The sequence below is a fragment of the Mycobacterium neumannii genome (genome assembly GCF_048452905.1).
In the GTDB taxonomy this organism is placed as follows: domain Bacteria; phylum Actinomycetota; class Actinomycetes; order Mycobacteriales; family Mycobacteriaceae; genus Mycobacterium; species Mycobacterium neumannii_B.
The window spans coordinates 323152-339401 of record NZ_JBCGVF010000008.1; the positions used below are offsets into that span (position 1 = coordinate 323152).

A 16250-nucleotide genomic window follows, 5' to 3' on the forward strand; every position below is an offset into this window, starting at 1 on the left:
CCCGAACTGCGCCGCCGCCGGCCGACCCACCCCTCGCCGACTAGACCCCTGGCCGAGGGTGGGGTTATGTCACGCTCTCGCCGCTCGCGACGTGCGGGTAACCCACGTTCGGCGCCAGATCTACTTGTGCGGGACGTCGTTGGTCAGGCCGCCGTCCATGACGTACTCGGCGCCAGTCGAGTATCGGGACTCGTCGCTGGCAAGGAAGACGATGAAGGTCGCCACCTCGTCGGGCTGACCGGGCCGGCCGAGCGGGATCCGCAGCATGTTGTCCGGGAAGTGCTTGGTCATCGGCGTGCGGATGAAGCCGGGATGCACCGAGTTGACCCGAATGTTGTGCGGGCCGAGTTCGAGTGCCGCCGACTTGGTCAGCCCGCGCACCGCCCATTTGGAGGCGACGTACGGGTGCACCATCACCGCGCCGCGCAATCCCTCGATCGAGGAGATGTTGATGATGGATCCGCCCCCTGCGGCTTTCATCGCCTCGACCGAATGCTGCATACCGAGGAAGGTGCCGGTGAGGTTGACGTCGATGACCTTCTGCCACTTGGCCATGTCGAACTGACCGATCTGCCCGAGCGCGACCGTCCCCGCGTTGTTCACCAGCACGTTGAGCTTGCCGAATTCGTTCACCGCGCTGGCGACCGCGGCCTCCCACTGGTCGGCCTGGGTGACGTCGAGGTGCACGTAGCGGGCTGACTCGCCGATCTCGTCGGCCAGCGCCTTGCCCTTCTCGTCGAGGATGTCGCCGATCACCACCTTGGCACCCTCGGCAACCAGTGCACGGGCGTCGGCCGCGCCCATCCCCTGCGCTCCGCCACTGATCAGAGCCACCTTGTCGTCCACACGTCCCATGGGGCGTCAGGCTACCGCACCCCACGCAGAACTAGAACCTGTTCCAATTTGGCTGGCCACCACGCATACTGCTGGCCATGGCTATTCGTGTGGCGCTCATCGGAACCGGCAACTGCGGCAGCCTCGCACTGAAGCAACTCATCGACGATGCGCGGTTCGATCTCACCGGCGTGTGGGTCTCGTCGGGGGCCAAGCTGGGCAAGGACGCCGGCGAGTTAGCCGGCCTCAACGTCACCACCGGCGTGACCGCGGTCGGTGATCTCGACGCGATCATCGCCGGCGCACCGGAGTGCGTCGTCTACTGCGCGATGGGCGACACCCGACTGCCCGACGCGATGGCCGACGTTCGCAAAATCCTCGCGGCGGGCATCGATGTCGTCGGCTCCGGTCTCGGCGTGCTGCAATACCCGTGGCAGGTGATCCCCGACAAGTACATCCAGCGCGTCGAAGACGCTGCGCGAGAGGGTAATTCGACGGTCTTCATGACCGGCGTCGACCCGGGCTTCGTGACCGACCTGCTCCCCTTCGCGCTCGCCGGAACGTGTCAGAGCATCGAACAGATCCGCACGATGGAGATCGCCGACTACGCGAGCTACGACGGCGCCACCGTCATGTTCGACGTGATGGGGTTCGGGAACGAGATCGGTGACCTCCCGATGCTGTACCAGCCGGGGGTGCTGAGCATCGCCTGGGGCACCGCGATCCGGCAGCTCGCCGCGGGTCTGGGCATCGAGGTTGACGAGATCAAGGACTCCGTCGAACAGGAGCCTGCCCCCGAGGACTTCGACGTCGCGGTCGGCACGATCAAGAAGGGCACGGTGGCCGCCGTGCGCTTCTTGATCGAGGGCATGGTCAAGGGCCGGCCGGCGATCGTCGTCGAGCACGTCACGCGGTTGCGGGGCGACCTGCGACCGGACTGGGCGCAACCCGCACAGCCGGGCGGTTCGTACCGCGTCGAGATCACCGGCGAACCGTCCTATGTCATGGACATCTGCCCGACCAGTCGCAATGGCGACCACAACTACGCGGCGATCCTCGCCGCGGCCGGCCGCATCGTCAACGCGATCCCGGACGTGGTGGCGTCCGCGCCGGGGATCCGGACCACTTTGGACATGCCGCTCGTGACGGGCAAGGGGTTGTACTCGGCTCAGTAGGCTGACGAGGTTATGAGCCTGCAGTCGGCGGTACCGGAGCCCGTGGACGCTGTAGCCGAAGTCGCCGCGGGCCCGCAGGGTCCCCGCATCGGAGCGTTCTTCGACCTCGACGGCACGCTGGTCGACGGCTTCACGGCCACGGCACACGCCGCCGATCGCATCCGTCGCAGACAGGCGCGCATCGGTGAGGTACTCGGTGTGGTCGAAGCGTCGCTGCGATACCGGTTGGGCCGCATGCAATTCGAGCGGCTACTTACCCGCGCGGCCGGTTACCTGCGCGGCGAGTCCCTGGCCGAACTCGACCTGCTCGGCGAGCGGCTCTTCGTCGAGCGGGTGGCGGCGCGCGTGTTCCCCTACATGCACGAGATCGTCCAAGCCCACCAGCAGCGCGGTCACACCGTCGTGCTCAGCAGCTCGGCGCTGACCATCCACGCCGAGCCCGTCGCCCGGTTCACCGGTATCGACCACGTGTTGTGCAACCACTTCGAGGTCGACGAAGCCGGCCTCCTCACCGGGCGAATCATGAAGCCCGTCATCTGGGGCGCCAACAAATCGACCGCGGTGCAGCGTTTCTGCGAGGCCAATGATGTTGAACTGCATCGAAGTTACTTCTATGCCGACGGCGACGAGGACTCGGTGCTGATGGCTCTTGTCGGCAATCCGCGGCCGGTGAACCCGCGCCCCGGTCTCGCCGCGATGGCGGCCGAGCGCGGATGGCCGGTGCTACAGGTCGAGGGGGCGAGCAACCGCAGGCGGGTGTCGTTCCGGAGGCTGATCGGTTACGACTGACACCGTTGCTCCCGGCGCGCCGAGCCTGCGCTTTCTGACGTATTTCGGCCGAATCCCGTCATAAAGCGAAGTCTCGGCGAAGGATTGGGCCGTGGCCGGAACGTTCAACGACGTCGCGGCGGTCGTCGCCACCGGCGATTTTGCCGCAGCCTTGTCCTGGTATTACCAGCTGATGGGGCGCGGCCCCGACCTTGAGCCGATCGAAGGCGTCGCAGAGTGGCAGATCGCCGCGACCGCGTGGCTGCAGCTCATCGAGGACCACACGCGGGCTGGTCGATCGGCGGTCCGGATCGGAGTCGACGATCTCGACGCGCAGATCGCCGAGCTGAGGCAGCTGGATATCGACACCGGAGAGGTCGTCGTGATCGCCGACCTGGTAAAGGTCGTTGACGTCGTCGATCCCGACGGTAACGAGGTCTCTTTCGTACAGGACCTTGGCGCGTACTAAACTAGAACACGTTTCAATTTGAGCAGCCCACCACCAAGGAGCAGGCATGCGCACCCCGATCTGTAACGACCTCGGCATCGAGTACCCGATCTTCGCGTTCACCCACTGCCGCGACGTGGTGGTCGCCGTGAGCAAGGCCGGCGGTTTCGGCGTGCTCGGCGCCGTCGGATACACCCCGGAACAGCTCGAGATCGAGCTCAAGTGGATCGACGAGAACATCGGAGACCACCCATACGGCGTAGACATCGTGATCCCGAACAAGTACGAGGGCATGGACTCCGCCGATATGGATCCGGAGGTGCTCAAGAAGACGCTCAACGATCTCGTCCCGCAGGAGCACATCGACTTCGCCAAGAAGATCCTCTCCGAGCACGGCGTCCCGGTCGACCACAGCGACGACGACGCGTTGCAACTGCTTGGTTGGACCGAGGCCACTGCCACACCGCAGGTCGAGGTCGCGCTGCGGCATCCGAAGTGCACGCTGATCGCCAATGCGCTCGGCACTCCCCCCGCCGACATGATCAAGCACATCCACGACGAAGGCCGTAAGGTCGCCGCGCTGTGCGGTTCGCCGTCGCAGGCGCGCAAACACGCCGACGCCGGCGTGGACATCATCATCGCCCAGGGCGGCGAAGCCGGCGGGCACTGCGGCGAGATCGGCTCGATCGTGCTGTGGCCGCAGGTCGTCAAGGAGGTCGCGCCGGTGCCCGTGCTGGCCGCCGGCGGCATCGGCAGCGGTGAGCAGATCGCGGCGGCGCTGGCGCTCGGGACACAAGGCGCCTGGACGGGTTCGCAGTGGGTGATGGTCGAAGAGTCGGAGAACACCCCGGTTCAGCACGCCGCGTACGTCAAGGCCACCAGCAAGGACACCGTGCGCAGTCGGTCGTTCACCGGTAAGCCCGCGCGGATGCTGCGCAACGAGTGGACCGAGGCGTGGGAGGATCCCAACAACCCCAAGCCGCTCGGAATGCCGTTGCAGTACATGGTTTCCGGGATGGCGGTGGCCGCCACCCACAAGTACCCGAACGAGTCCGTCGACGTGGCGTTCAACCCGATCGGTCAGGTCGTCGGGCAGTTCAGCAAGGTCGAGAAGACCGCGACGGTAATCGAGCGCTGGGTGCAGGAGTACCTCGAGGCGACGGGCAGGCTCGACGAGATCAACGAGGCCGCCTCGGTCTGATTTCGGTGCGGTTCGCTGCGCTGAGCGCGACAAGCGACACCGAAATCACTCGGTGAGAAGTCGCTGCGTGGCCCGTTCCACCAATTCCCGTCTGGTCAGTCCGCCGTGGTCGGCTGCGATGAAGTGACCTCCGATCGCCAGTGAGAAGGCGAGCATCGCGCGGGCTTCGACGTCGGCGGCGTCGTCGACGAAAGTGCCTATGAGAGTGCGCAGATACTCCATCCGACGGTTGTCGACACGACGAAGGCGCCGAGCCACCTCGCGATCGCGGCGGGCCCAGTCACGCACCGCCAGGTCGACCGGGAGAAGTTCCTTCGAGAACGTGAGCAGACCGGCCTTGCGGACCTTTGCCCTGGCGTCTCCACCCTCGTACTCGACGCGTGCGAGCACGTCGTCGGTGCTCCGCTGCTCCCACGACTCCAACAGGGCGTCGAGGAAGTCCTGTCGATTGGTGAAGTGCCAGTAGAAGCCGCCACGCGTGACGCCCAACGCTTTGGCGAGTAGATCCACCCGAACGGCATCCGGCCCACCCGCTGCCAACGCCTCGAGTCCGGCGTCGATCCACCCGTTCCGTGGTGTGCGGATTTGAGCGACCATTCCTGTCCTCTCTGCCAGGGCCTTGACGGCGTTACGAATTCAAGTATACAGTGATGTATGTTTGACGGTGCGCGGCTCGATGTCATCGAGCATGTCGCCCGGCCCTGGCGGATCCACGAAATCGCCGAGGGCTTCGAGGTTCTCGACGTCTGGGCGTTGCCGACACCGGGACGGCGCGACGACTTCGACGAACTCGTGACACTGTGGCGCACATTCGATCCCGCGCGGACCTCCCCCGTCGTGCGCTTTCTGTTCGCAGCCCGGTGGGCGCTGGGCAGGTTATTTGCGCTCGACACGCCAGAGGCGGGCACGGGGGCACGCGTTCCTACCTTGCGAGACCGGATCACCCCCGAACTACGTTCGACCGCAACGCAACTCGACGTTGACGACGCTCACTTCCAGCCCCTGTATCGCATCGGTGACGAGTTCGCGATGGAGATCGCCAATCAGACCGTCCACGGGGTGCTGCACATCGGCTGGGTCGTCGACGCCACGGGTGTGCACCGCGGACAGATGGCGGTGCTGGTCCGGCCCAACGGTGTGATGGGCCGGATGTATCTGCGCGCAATCGCTCCCCTCCGCCACCTGGTCGTCTACCCGCTGATGCTGCGCGACATCGGCCGACTGTGGCGCAGCAGGCCGGGAGCGACACGACACGAAAGTAGGTCGCCATGACACGAACGCACGCCGCCGATCGCCGTGTTCGTCAGATCTCTCCATCCGAAGCGTTGCTCACCTCCAGCGCACTCGGGCGCATCGACTACGCCGACGCCTTCGAGGTCGGCATCGAGCATCCGCTCCAGCGCAACGCCGAAGAATGGCTGCGAACGGTTTTGGAGGACGCCCCGTTGCACACCCGGATCCGGCTGCTGTCGGCGTGGTCGGCAATCGGGCTCAAGCTACGTCTGCCGGGTTCGGCGGCGTCAATACTCGGGTGGGATATCCGTGACTGGGACGCCGATTCTGTGGTCGTCGGGGCCCACTCACGGATCGGAATGCCGGCAGAACTGGTCCTGCGTCGCGAGAACGGCGGGTTGTCGTTCGCGACGTTCGTCCGTCACGACAATGCGATCGTGCGCGGTTTGTGGGCGACGATCGAGACCTCGCACGTACAGACGGTCCGGTCGCTTCTCGAACGGGCCTGCCGCTAGGGCGCCGGTGCCGGTGGAGCAGGCGCGGGCGGTATCGCGGGCGCGGGCGGTATCGCGGGCGCGGGCGGCTCCGGCGCGACCGGAACGTAGGGTCCGGGGTTCTGGTCCGGAATCGGCGTGTTCATACCGCGCTGTGCGAGACCCATGATCAACGCTTCCTTACCGCTGATCTCCTGCCTCTGGACGGCGTGCCACAAGTCCTTCAGGTAGCTGACGTTCGGACTCTCGTGTCCTCGGCCGGTCGGATCAAGTACGGTCCCCGGCGGCAGCGTCTCCGGGCTCGCGAGGTGCGGGACAGGCTCGGGTGGGGTGGCCGGTGCTTCAGCGCCTTCAGGCGCGGGCGGCGGTACCGCGGGCGCCGGGCGCGTCAACGCCAACGGTGGCGGGGCGGGCGCCGGCGCAGCGGCTTCCAGGACCGGCGCGCTGTTGGGCGCCGCGGGGGGCGCTGGCGCAGGAGCGGGCGCGGCGGGTTCGGCGAGGGTCTGGGGCGCAGCGGCCATGATTGCGGCTGCGAATCCCGCGCCCAGCAGCGAAAGCTTCTTCGGGTTGATGATGATCCTCACCGCTGCCCCCTTTCCGGGTTACCGTCTAAGACCGAGCACCGGCCCTTCGACGGCGTCACTGTTGGTTCGAACAGTTTCGCAGAATTGTTACAGGAGTGCTCGTCGTGACCAAGAGGTCAATTAACGCGCCGCAGAGAACACGTTCCACTTCTCTTTTCGTCGTACTTTCCCGAACCCGCCTCACCAGCCCCTAACTGTGGTGTAGCAAGGCGGTGAGGGCACTAGACGACGTCATAGAGGGATGCAGCCATGCCGACTCCGAACCTTCCGCCCGGATTCGATTTCACCGATCCAGATATCTACGCCGAACGCCTGCCGGTCGACGAACTCGCCGAGCTGCGCAAGGTGGCGCCGATCTGGTGGAACGAACAGACGAAAGGCAATCTGGCCTTCGGTGACGACGGCTTCTGGGTGGTCACCAAGCACAAGGACGTCAAGGAGATCTCGCGACGCAGCGACATCTTCTCCAGTAACAAGAAGACCGCGCTGCCGCGCTATCGTGACGAGGCCGATCCCGAATCGCTCGAGGGCGGCAAGGTTGTCTTGCTCAATCAGGACGCCCCGCACCATACGCATCTACGTAAGATCGTCTCGCGTGCGTTCACCCCGCGCGCGGTCGAATCACTGCGCGCCGAACTGCGCGAGCGCGCGGCCAAGATCGTCAAGGCCGCCGCCGCCGAGGGCTCCGGCGACTTCGTCGAGCAGGTGTCGGCAGAGCTTCCACTGCAGGCGATCGCGGGGCTGATGGGTGTGCCGCAGGAAGACCGGATGAAGCTCTTCCACTGGTCCAACCAGATGGTGGGCGACCAAGATCCGGAGTACACCCGCAACGACCCCACGGCCGCGTCGGTCGAGCTGATCATGTACGGCATGCAGATGGCCGCCGAGCGTAGCAAGAACCCGGGCGACGATCTGGTCACGAAGCTCGTGCAGGCCGACGTCGAGGGGCACAAACTCACCGACGACGAGTTCGGCTTCTTCGTCATCCTGCTGGCGGTGGCGGGCAACGAGACGACGCGGAACTCGATCACCCAGGGCATGATGGCGTTCACCGATTTCCCGGACCAGTGGGAACTTTTCAAGCGGGAACGGCCCGCCACCGCCGCCGACGAGATCGTGCGCTGGGCCACCCCCGTGACGTCGTTTCAGCGCACCGCACTCGAGGACACCGAGTTGTCGGGCGTGAAAATCAAGAGGGGCGACCGGGTCGTCATGTTCTACCGGTCGGCCAATTTCGACGAAGAGGTCTTCGACGACCCCTACACCTTCAACATCCTGCGAGATCCCAACCCGCACGTAGGATTCGGCGGCACGGGTGCGCACTATTGCATCGGTGCGAACCTGGCCCGCATGACGATCGACCTCATCTTCAACGCGGTCGCCGACGAGATGCCGAACCTGCGGCCGCTGAGCCCACCCGAACGGCTCCGGTCCGGGTGGCTCAACGGCATCAAACACTGGCAGGTCGACTACGTCGGCGCGAACACGGCCGTCAGTGGGCGGGCGCCGGTCGGCGCGCGCAGCGAGCCCGCGCCGTGACGTTGTCCCCCGATCGGTGGACACACCTCTCCACCGGAGAAGGGTCCGATCGGCGGACGCGCCGGGCGGCAGCGCATCGATACCGTCACGTCGGCACCTGAAAGAGACGGGTGCCTGGTTCCACCCGGACGGGATCGACTACCAAGCCGGGTCTTGTTCGCAAGACCGGACCGTGAGTTGTCCATCGGGGGCACGCCTTACCCCACGGTCTGTCCCGTCCGGGCCCCACCGCGTATCAGTAATTGATGATTGAGCGCCAGTACTCGTCCGGTATCTCGCCGTTCGACTTCAGCACCATGGCCAGACCGGTCGCCATCGCGATGCCGAGCAGGCCCAGCCATAATCCGAAGAGGCCGATGACGATCCAGAGCACGGTGGTGACGGCCGGCCACGGCGACAGCACCGCCAGCACGGGCGCGAAGAAGAAGCCGGCACCGATGTACCACGCCGACCCGGCGCGGTCGGAGATCAGCACGAAGCGCAGCCACCGCGGGATGGGCGTCGTCGTCGCGGGCAGTGCCCCCATGATTGCCTCCTTCTGTTCGATGACACTGACAACGCTGCCGTCCTGAGGTAACCGGCGCAATTACCTACCAGGTAGTGGCACCGGCGCGCGTGTGCGGTCACACTGGCCACCATGACCTTCGCGGCTGTGCAGACCCAGACGTTCGGCGCGATGTTGAAGCAGTGGCGTGGCCGCCGACGGCTCAGCCAGCTCGATCTCGCCGTTGCCGCCGATGTGTCGCCCCGGCACGTCAGCTTCATCGAGACCGGACGATCCACGCCGAGCCGGACGATGGTGCTGCGACTGGCCGAGGTGCTCGACGTGCCGCGTCGTGAGCAGAACCAGCTGTTGATGGCGGCAGGTTTGGCGCCGGTGCACCCCGAGCGGTCCCTCGATGACCCGGACATGGCCGCAATCCGGGCCGGTATCGATCGAGTCCTGTTCGCCTACAATCCTTTTCCGTGTGTCGTGGTGGACCGCGGATGGCAGATCGTGCGGGCCAACGAGGGTGCCGGAGTGTTGATGGATGGTGTCGCACCAGAACTGCTCGAACGACCTAACGCGCTGCGCATCGCCTTGCATCCCGACGGCCTGGCCCTCAGGATCAGAAACCTCGCGCAGTGGCGGCACCACCTCATCGAGCGCCTTCGGCGTGAGGTCGCGGTGAGCGGCTCCGATGAGCTGTCGTCGCTCTTGGCCGAAATCGATTCCTACCCCGGCGGTTCCGACGGCTCATCGGATCTGGGCAGCGTGGCGGTACCGCTCGAGCTCTCCACACCGGACGGACGCCTGCTGACCTTCCTGTCCACCGTGACGACGTTCGGCACCGCACTCGACCTCACCGCCGCCGAGCTTTCGATCGAGGCGTTCCTGCCCGCCGACGAGGCCACCGCAGCCGCCTTGCGGTGAGAGCCGGCGATCATCGAATCCTGGAGGGCATCGCGATCGCCGCGTTCATCGGCGCGACCATCCGGATCGGCACCGCGCTGTCGGTCCCACCCAATCCCGAGTACACGGGGTTCCGGCCGCCAACTACGCGAACACGCCGGATCGGTAGTCGACCGAACCGCGCATATGCGGCCGCAAACACCAATAGAGTCTGGCGTCATGGACATCCGACTCGTTGCGGCGACGGCGGTCATTCTCGGTGCCGGGGTCGCGGGCTGCTCCACACCGCCCGCGGCACTCGGTGGGACGACTGCGAAGGTAACCATCAACGGCGAGAGCACCGGTGGACCGCACGCCGTGTCATGCACTCAGTCCGGGTGGCTGTGGACGATCGAGACCCCCGACGAGAACAAGGGCTTCACGGCCAACGTCGGCACCGGAGACAAGGTCACCGTCGAGTCGGTGACTTTCCACGACTTCGGCGGCTTCACCGGCAACTTCTGGCAGGGAAACATCGGCGAGGCCGAGGTCGAAGGTAACGGTGGCACGTTCACCATCACTGGGTCAGCGGATGGTTCGTTCACCGACAACCCTAGTAACGCGGTGACGGCCACCTTCCGCATCGAAGCCAACTGCTGAGGGTCTGCGTCGTGCATGAGTTTCGTCGGGCGGTCGAGTCCGGGGATCTCGATGCCGTCATCGCGCTGTGCCGCGACGACATCGTGTTCCGCAGCCCCGTCGTCTTCACACCATACGAGGGGCGCGATGCGCTGCGAACGATCCTCGCGGCGGTGATGGAGGTCTTCGAGGATTTCCGTTACGTCCGCGAGATCGGAGCGGCCGACGCCCGGGACCACGCGCTGGTGTTCCAGGCGAAAGTCGGCGAAAAAGACATCGAAGGCTGCGATTTCGTTCGAACCGATGAGGACGGGGCCATCAGCGAGCTCACCGTGATGGTGCGCCCGTTGTCGGCGACGCTGAGCCTGGCCGAGACGATGAAGGAGCGACTGGCGGGAGCCTGATCCACTGGTCTGACCACTTGACCTCTGTCCTGTCCGGTGGCAGGCTGGCCACATGGCCCTGCAACCGGTTAATCGGCGCTCCGTGCCCGAGGACGTCTTCGAACAGATCGTGTCCGAGGTGCTCAGCGGGCAGATGCAACCCGGCGAGTCCCTGCCCAGCGAGCGCAGACTGGCCGAGGTCCTCGGCGTCTCCCGGCCCGCCGTTCGCGAGGCGCTCAAGCGACTCACCGCAGCGGGTCTGGTCGAGGTGCGGCAGGGTGACGCGACCACCGTGCGCGACTTTCGGCGCCACGCGGGTCTGGATCTCCTTCCACGGCTGCTCATTCGAGCCGGCGAACTCGACCCGTCCGTCGTCAGGAGCATCCTGGAGACGCGGTTGCACAACGGGCCCAAGGTCGCCGAACTCGCCGCCGAACGCAGCGGTCCCGATCTGGCCGAAGCGCTCGATCAGACGCTGCGAGATCTGGCCGTCGAGGACGATCCCGTCGCGCAGCAACGCCACGCCTTGGCGTTCTGGGACCACATCGTCGACGGCGCCGACTCGATCGCGTTCCGGCTGATGTACAACACGCTGCGGGCCACCTACGAACCGGCGCTTCCCGCCTTGGCCACCGTGATGGCCGCCGAGGTTGGAAGGCCACACGCATACCGCGAGTTGGCCGACGCGATCTCCGCGCACGATCCGTCGCGGGCCCGGCGGGCCGCCCAGGACCTCCTCGAACCGGCGACAGCAGCGCTACTGGACGCCCTCGACAATCTGAAGGATCAACGATGACCACGACCACACGGCGCGCACGCAAGGACTTCACGCTCACCGATGCGCTGCGCCAATTCTGGAAACACCCCTCCCCCTCGATGATCGGCGCCACCCTCGTCGCCGCGGTGATAGCCCGTATCGCTGTCGGCGACTGGCAGCTCACCGATGCGATGGTGCCGGTGGTGATGCTCGCGCTGTTTCCGTTCTTCGAGTGGATCATCCACGTCTTCGTCCTGCACTGGAAGCCGAAACGGCTGGGCCCGTTGACGGTCGACCCTCTGCTGGCGCGAGAGCACCGCGCGCACCACAGCGATCCGCGGGATGTCCCGTTGATCTTCATCCCGTGGAAGTCGTTGGCCGCGTGGGTGTTGCCGTTGACGGTCGCGGTCGGCCTCTTGGCGTTCCCGCGGTTGGGTATGGGGCTTACATACCTCGTCTGTATCGGAACCCTCGGGCTGGTCTACGAGTGGACGCACTACCTGATCCACAGCGACTACAAACCGAAAACCGCTCTGTATCGGTCGATCTGGCGCAACCACCGGCATCATCACTTCAAGAACGAGCACTACTGGTTCACCGTGACCAGTTCGGGGACTGCCGACAGGGTGCTCGGCACCTATCCCGACCCGGCCGCGGTGCACAACTCACCGACCGTGAAGAACTTGCATGCCGATGCGCAACCGGTCGGTGCGTCCGGCGATTAAGCCTGGACGATAACCGGGTCGCCGATGCTCACCATGTCGTAGTACCAGGCCGCGTTGTCGGGACTGAGATTGATGCAGCCGTGGCTCACGTTCTCGTATCCCTGCGATCCCGTCGACCAGGGTGCCGAGTGCACGTACACACCGCCCCAGTTGATGCGGACGGCGTAGTAGACGGTGAGCTTGTAGCCTTCGGGATCGTCCAGCGGAATGCCGATGGTGCGGGAATCCATGATCACCGGGCTCTGCTTCTCGAGCACCGTGAACGAACCCTTGGGTGTCGCGAAGCCCGACTTACCCATCGACGCGGGCATCTCGCGCATGACTTCGCCGTCGACGCTGACGGTGAAGGTATGGGCATCGATGTCGGCGACCGCGAGCACCGTGGAGCCCGTCTGGAAATTGGCCTTGGCATCGCCAGCCGTCACCGTGATGGTGGAATGCGCCGGGAAGAACTCGTCCGGAGTCCACCGCAGCACGCGGTCATCGAGCCAGGAAAAAGTTCCCTGTTGGGTGCTGAGCGGCATCGCCGGCGCGGACACACCGAACGCGCGCTCGGCGGCCTGCCGGTCGTCGACGGGCTGCTTGAACGTCACGGTGATCGGATGCGCCACACCGACCGTCTGGCCGGCAGGCTGAATGCTGGCTACGGCGTTGGGCGTTGCGATGCCCGCTGAACTTGTCGGGGCGGAGACCACGGTGAGCACCGCGAGGCTCGCCACCGCGAGCAGGTTTCGTAGCTTCAGCACACTTTCATCCTAAGTCGTCTCGTGGAGTTCCCCCGGCAATCGCAAGGCGGACCCGCGCGTGCATGTCACAGCACAGGCGGATACCGCACTCACAACCGTTATCGAACACGCTGCTCAGAACGTTTCACACCGATTCGGCCCGAGCGGAGGCGGCGAGATGGTCAGCGGGCGGCAAACTCGGCCGCAGGCGGGTCCACATGCGCCCAGCACACCACCGTGTCGCGGTCCGCAACACCGGTGGGCAGCACGGCCGCCGAGGCCGCGTCACACGGCCTGAGTCGCGGATTTGCCCATCCGCGATCGGCGAGTCAGGCAGGCGGCAGCGGCGCTGGTTCCGGGGCCGGGGGTGCGACGTCCACGGGCCCTGGCGCGACAATCGCCTCGGGCGGTGGCGGCGGCAGCGGTGCCCCCGGCTGTGGAGCCAGCGCGGGATCGACGGGCGGAGGTGCCGGTGCCTGTTGTAGCGCGGGGTCGTTGTCGCCGACGTCGGAGAACCGGTCCCTGATCCGCTGCAACCAGCCTCGGCGCTCGGGCACCGGAGTGGGCTCTGCAGGCACCAGACCAGGAGCCATCGACTCCGGCGGCAGCGCGGGCGGCCCCGGCACCGGCGCGAAGGGTCCTTCAGGTGGCGGTGCGGCGGGCAGCGGATCCTCCACCGCTGCGGGGACGTCGACGACGGCCACGGGCGGTTCCTCCGGCGGCGCCGGAATCGCGGCCGGTGGCGGTGCGGGCGGTGCCGCGGGCACAGGCGTAACGGCCGGGCCGGGCGCGGGCGCTGCGGCGATATCGGGCGACGATTTGGCGGCCGGGCTCGGCTCGGCGGGCGTGGTGTCCTTGTCCGGCGCCAGCTGCATGCTGATCGCCGCCGAGACCGATACGACGAATGTGACCGTCCCCGCGGCCAGCATGGCCAGCGGCCCGGCATGGGCGGGCTGCCGTCGAGGCTGGCTGCCTGCGCGCTCGAGCGGTTGCTCGGCGTCGAACATCGACGGACCGCTGTCGGCCGCCGCGAGCGCAGCGCCGCGCGCCAGGGCCAACTCGGCTTCGGCGGGCGCGAACACCGGCACCGACAACACGGTCTCCAGCCGGGGCATGATCGCGTCCAGATCCGCGCCCGACCCCGCCAGCACCAACGCCTCGGGCCGCCAGTCGACCCTGGTGAACACTGTGTTCAACCAGCGGATCAACGATTCTTCGCTGTCGATCGAGTGGTTGACCGCGGTCTGCACGGCCCCCTCGTGGGTGTTGACGACCAGCGCTATGACCGCGTCGTACTCGATCACGCACACCGCGGTGACCTCGTTGCCGATCAACTCGGCCACACCCCACGCCAAGGCCTCCGACGCCTCAGGCAGTTGCACCGCCACCGCGTTGTCGAACCCGCATTCGCGTAGCGATCGAAGGAGCAGCGACGCTTCGGCTTGGGCATCGTCGCTCCACGTCACACCAATGGTGTGCAATCGGTGACCGCGGCTGGCGGCAAGCGCTTCGGTGCGCAGTACCGCGGCGGCAGCCTCATCGGAGGCGTGTCGCGGAGACGACCGACGGGTCGGCAGGATCTCAATGGCTTCGCGGTCGACGGTTGCGCCGTCGGCGTCCTGCCCTTCGACGAGGACAAGGCCGACGGCCGACGGTGTCACCGACAAGCCGAGTACGGCGTCCACTCATACCCCTTCGGACGTCCACTTACCGGGGTGACCGTAACAGCACGACGGACCGCCGCCTCCCCGGGGAGTGGGCGCTGCGGTAAAAGCTGCTGCCACGGGCCGGAATCGAAATGTGCTGCGCCGCTGAACCTCCTGTAAGAGAAGGCCGAGCAGCTTTGCCAGGTCGATTGTTCGCCATCGGGCGCGGCGCACGCGTCGCCGTGGCAATGTGAAGACCCATGGCAGGAGTCCAGCAGACGGAGGGCGGGCCCAGCGGTCGCACGCTGCTCGGTCACCCGATCGGCTTGGCGAACCTGTTCGGAGTGGAGCTGTGGGAGCGGTTCTCCTTCTACGGGATGCTGACGATCCTCGGCTACTACCTCTATTACTCGGTCACCGCGGGCGGCCTCGGTCTCCCGCAGAGCACCGCGACCGGCATCGTCGGCGCGTACGGCGGACTGGTCTATCTGTCGACCGTGCTCGGCGGTTGGATCGCCGACCGGGTCCTGGGCATGGAGCGCACCGTCTTCTACGGCGGCGTCGTGGTGATGTTCGGCCACATCGCCCTGGCCGTCATCCCCGACCTGGCGGGTGTAACCGTGGGGCTGGTGCTCGTCGCTCTCGGTTCGGGAGCGCTGAAGGCCAACGCGTCGTCCCTACTCGGCACGCTCTACGCCAAGGACGACCCGCGCTGCGACGGCGGATTCACGTTGTTCTATCTCGGTATCAACCTCGGCGCCTTCGTCGGTCCGCTCATCACCGGATTGCTGCAGACCCACGTCGGCTTCCACTACGGATTCGGCGCCGCCGCAATCGGAATGGCCCTCGGCCTGACACAGTACGTCGTCTTCCGCCGCAATCTCGGCGACCACGGCCGTAACGTACCGAATCCCCTGCCGCGCAGCGCAATCGGTCGGCTAGCGGCCATCGCGCTGGCGGGGGTGGTGGTTATCGGCATGGTGTGCGCGACGGGCGTGGTGACGCTGGCGAACCTGTCGCATGTCACCACCGGTGTCCTGGTTGCGGCGTCGGTCACTTATTTCGTCGTGATGCTGACCAGCGCCAGCGTCACGACCGTCGAACGCGTCAGGGTGCGCGCGTTCATCCCGCTGTTCGTGGCGAACGCCGTTTTCTGGTCGCTGTTTCAGCAGATCTTCACCGTGCTCGCCGTGTACTCCGACGAGCGAATGAACTGGTCGATCTTCGGGTGGACCGCGCCGTCGAATTGGATCGGCTCCATCGAGCCGGTGTGGATCATCACGCTGTCACCGCTGTTCGCGGCGATGTGGACCAGGCTCGGCAACCGCGCCCCGACGACCCCGCGGAAGTTCGCGTACGGCGTGATCGGGATGGGCGTGGCGTTCCTGCTGTTTCTGCCGATGGCGGGCACGACCGGCCGGGCGGTGCCCGCGCTGTACATCGTCGGTGTGATGGCGGTGTTCGCGATCAGTGAGCTGATGCTGTCACCGATCGGATTGTCGGCGACCACAAAGCTTGCGCCCGAAGCGTTCCGGGCCCAGATGATGGCGCTGTACTTCTTCTCGGTCGGTATCGGCACGGCGATGTCCGGTGTGTTGGCCGGTTACTACAAGGCGACGCATGAGTTCGCTTACTTCGGGATCATCGGTGCAGTCGCGGTCGCGGCCGGTGTGGTGGTGTTCGCGCTCGCGCCGTGGATCAGCCGCCATATGGAGGGGGTGCATTGA

At 66.3% G+C, this 16250-nt stretch carries 19 protein-coding genes and 1 pseudogene; 14 read left to right on the forward strand and 6 right to left on the reverse strand.

Going from position 1 to position 16250, the window contains the following annotated elements; genetic code table 11:
* Positions 1-120: 120 nt before the first annotated feature.
* Complete coding sequence (locus AAHH99_RS24310) at positions 121-855, reverse strand: glucose 1-dehydrogenase (protein WP_418770999.1); 735 nt, start codon at positions 853-855, stop codon at positions 121-123.
* 77 nt (positions 856-932) lie between these two features.
* On the opposite strand from AAHH99_RS24310, the gene AAHH99_RS24315 reads away from it, so the two are divergent.
* The 4 genes from AAHH99_RS24315 (at position 933) to AAHH99_RS24330 (ending at position 4426) form a co-directional block, all read left to right on the forward strand.
* Positions 933-2009, forward strand: a complete 1077-nt coding sequence (locus tag AAHH99_RS24315) for a diacylglycerol kinase (RefSeq protein ID WP_418771000.1) — start codon at positions 933-935, stop codon at positions 2007-2009.
* A gap of 12 nt (positions 2010-2021) precedes the next feature.
* Entirely contained in the window at positions 2022-2798 is a 777-nt protein-coding gene (locus AAHH99_RS24320; protein ID WP_418771001.1) for an HAD family hydrolase, read from the forward strand.
* Positions 2799-2889: 91 nt separating this feature from the next.
* Positions 2890-3246 carry a VOC family protein gene (locus tag AAHH99_RS24325; RefSeq protein WP_418771002.1) on the forward strand — a complete coding sequence of 119 codons (357 nt, stop codon included), beginning with the start codon at positions 2890-2892 and terminating at the stop codon, positions 3244-3246.
* 46 nt (positions 3247-3292) lie between these two features.
* Complete coding sequence (locus AAHH99_RS24330) at positions 3293-4426, forward strand: nitronate monooxygenase (RefSeq protein ID WP_064425504.1); 1134 nt, start codon at positions 3293-3295, stop codon at positions 4424-4426.
* Positions 4427-4471: 45 nt separating this feature from the next.
* On the opposite strand, the gene AAHH99_RS24335 is transcribed toward AAHH99_RS24330, so the two are convergent.
* Complete coding sequence (locus AAHH99_RS24335) at positions 4472-5023, reverse strand: TetR/AcrR family transcriptional regulator (protein ID WP_418771003.1); 552 nt, start codon at positions 5021-5023, stop codon at positions 4472-4474.
* A 57-nt stretch (positions 5024-5080) separates the two neighbouring features.
* Here AAHH99_RS24335 and AAHH99_RS24340 point away from each other — a divergent pair, with 57 nt between their 5' ends.
* Both AAHH99_RS24340 and AAHH99_RS24345 read left to right on the forward strand, forming a co-directional pair.
* Positions 5081-5698, forward strand: a complete 618-nt coding sequence (locus AAHH99_RS24340; protein WP_418771004.1) for a DUF2867 domain-containing protein — start codon at positions 5081-5083, stop codon at positions 5696-5698.
* A complete protein-coding gene (locus tag AAHH99_RS24345; protein ID WP_418771005.1) occupies positions 5695-6174 on the forward strand; it encodes a hypothetical protein in 480 nt (159 codons plus the stop codon). Before AAHH99_RS24340 ends, AAHH99_RS24345 begins: the two co-directional genes overlap by 4 nt.
* On the opposite strand, the gene AAHH99_RS24350 is transcribed toward AAHH99_RS24345, so the two are convergent.
* Positions 6171-6737, reverse strand: a complete 567-nt coding sequence (locus AAHH99_RS24350; RefSeq protein WP_418771006.1) for a hypothetical protein — start codon at positions 6735-6737, stop codon at positions 6171-6173. The two genes, AAHH99_RS24345 and AAHH99_RS24350, sit on opposite strands and share 4 nt — an antisense overlap.
* A 249-nt stretch (positions 6738-6986) precedes the next feature.
* Between AAHH99_RS24350 and AAHH99_RS24355 the strand changes: the two genes are divergently transcribed.
* Positions 6987-8276 carry a cytochrome P450 gene (locus tag AAHH99_RS24355; protein ID WP_418771007.1) on the forward strand — a complete coding sequence of 430 codons (1290 nt, stop codon included), beginning with the start codon at positions 6987-6989 and terminating at the stop codon, positions 8274-8276.
* 235 nt (positions 8277-8511) lie between these two features.
* Here AAHH99_RS24355 and AAHH99_RS24360 read toward each other — a convergent pair whose 3' ends face one another.
* Positions 8512-8802 carry a hypothetical protein gene (locus tag AAHH99_RS24360; RefSeq protein ID WP_418771008.1) on the reverse strand — a complete coding sequence of 97 codons (291 nt, stop codon included), beginning with the start codon at positions 8800-8802 and terminating at the stop codon, positions 8512-8514.
* A 111-nt stretch (positions 8803-8913) separates the two neighbouring features.
* On the opposite strand from AAHH99_RS24360, the gene AAHH99_RS24365 reads away from it, so the two are divergent.
* The 6 genes and pseudogenes from AAHH99_RS24365 (at position 8914) to AAHH99_RS24390 (ending at position 12152) form a co-directional block, all read left to right on the forward strand.
* Positions 8914-9690, forward strand: a complete 777-nt coding sequence (locus AAHH99_RS24365; RefSeq protein ID WP_418771009.1) for a helix-turn-helix domain-containing protein — start codon at positions 8914-8916, stop codon at positions 9688-9690.
* An 8-nt stretch (positions 9691-9698) separates the two neighbouring features.
* A pseudogene (locus tag AAHH99_RS24370) lies at positions 9699-9800 on the forward strand (peroxidase); the annotation flags it as partial.
* An 88-nt stretch (positions 9801-9888) separates the two neighbouring features.
* On the forward strand, positions 9889-10308 hold the full coding sequence (locus tag AAHH99_RS24375) for a lipoprotein LpqH (protein WP_418771010.1): 420 nt from the start codon (positions 9889-9891) through the stop codon (positions 10306-10308).
* An 11-nt stretch (positions 10309-10319) separates the two neighbouring features.
* The gene (locus AAHH99_RS24380; protein WP_418771011.1) at positions 10320-10691 is read left to right on the forward strand and encodes a nuclear transport factor 2 family protein; all 372 of its coding nucleotides are present in this window, start codon (positions 10320-10322) and stop codon (positions 10689-10691) included.
* A 52-nt stretch (positions 10692-10743) separates the two neighbouring features.
* The gene (locus AAHH99_RS24385) at positions 10744-11466 is read left to right on the forward strand and encodes a FadR/GntR family transcriptional regulator (RefSeq protein ID WP_418771012.1); all 723 of its coding nucleotides are present in this window, start codon (positions 10744-10746) and stop codon (positions 11464-11466) included.
* The gene (locus tag AAHH99_RS24390; protein ID WP_418771013.1) at positions 11463-12152 is read left to right on the forward strand and encodes a sterol desaturase family protein; all 690 of its coding nucleotides are present in this window, start codon (positions 11463-11465) and stop codon (positions 12150-12152) included. Before AAHH99_RS24385 ends, AAHH99_RS24390 begins: the two co-directional genes overlap by 4 nt.
* Here AAHH99_RS24390 and AAHH99_RS24395 read toward each other — a convergent pair.
* Positions 12149-12898, reverse strand: a complete 750-nt coding sequence (locus tag AAHH99_RS24395) for a L,D-transpeptidase (protein ID WP_418771014.1) — start codon at positions 12896-12898, stop codon at positions 12149-12151. The genes AAHH99_RS24390 and AAHH99_RS24395 overlap by 4 nt on opposite strands.
* A 308-nt stretch (positions 12899-13206) precedes the next feature.
* Entirely contained in the window at positions 13207-14562 is a 1356-nt protein-coding gene (locus AAHH99_RS24400; protein WP_418771015.1) for a DUF7159 family protein, read from the reverse strand.
* A 221-nt stretch (positions 14563-14783) separates the two neighbouring features.
* Here AAHH99_RS24400 and AAHH99_RS24405 point away from each other — a divergent pair, with 221 nt between their 5' ends.
* Entirely contained in the window at positions 14784-16250 is a 1467-nt protein-coding gene (locus tag AAHH99_RS24405) for a peptide MFS transporter (RefSeq protein ID WP_418771016.1), read from the forward strand.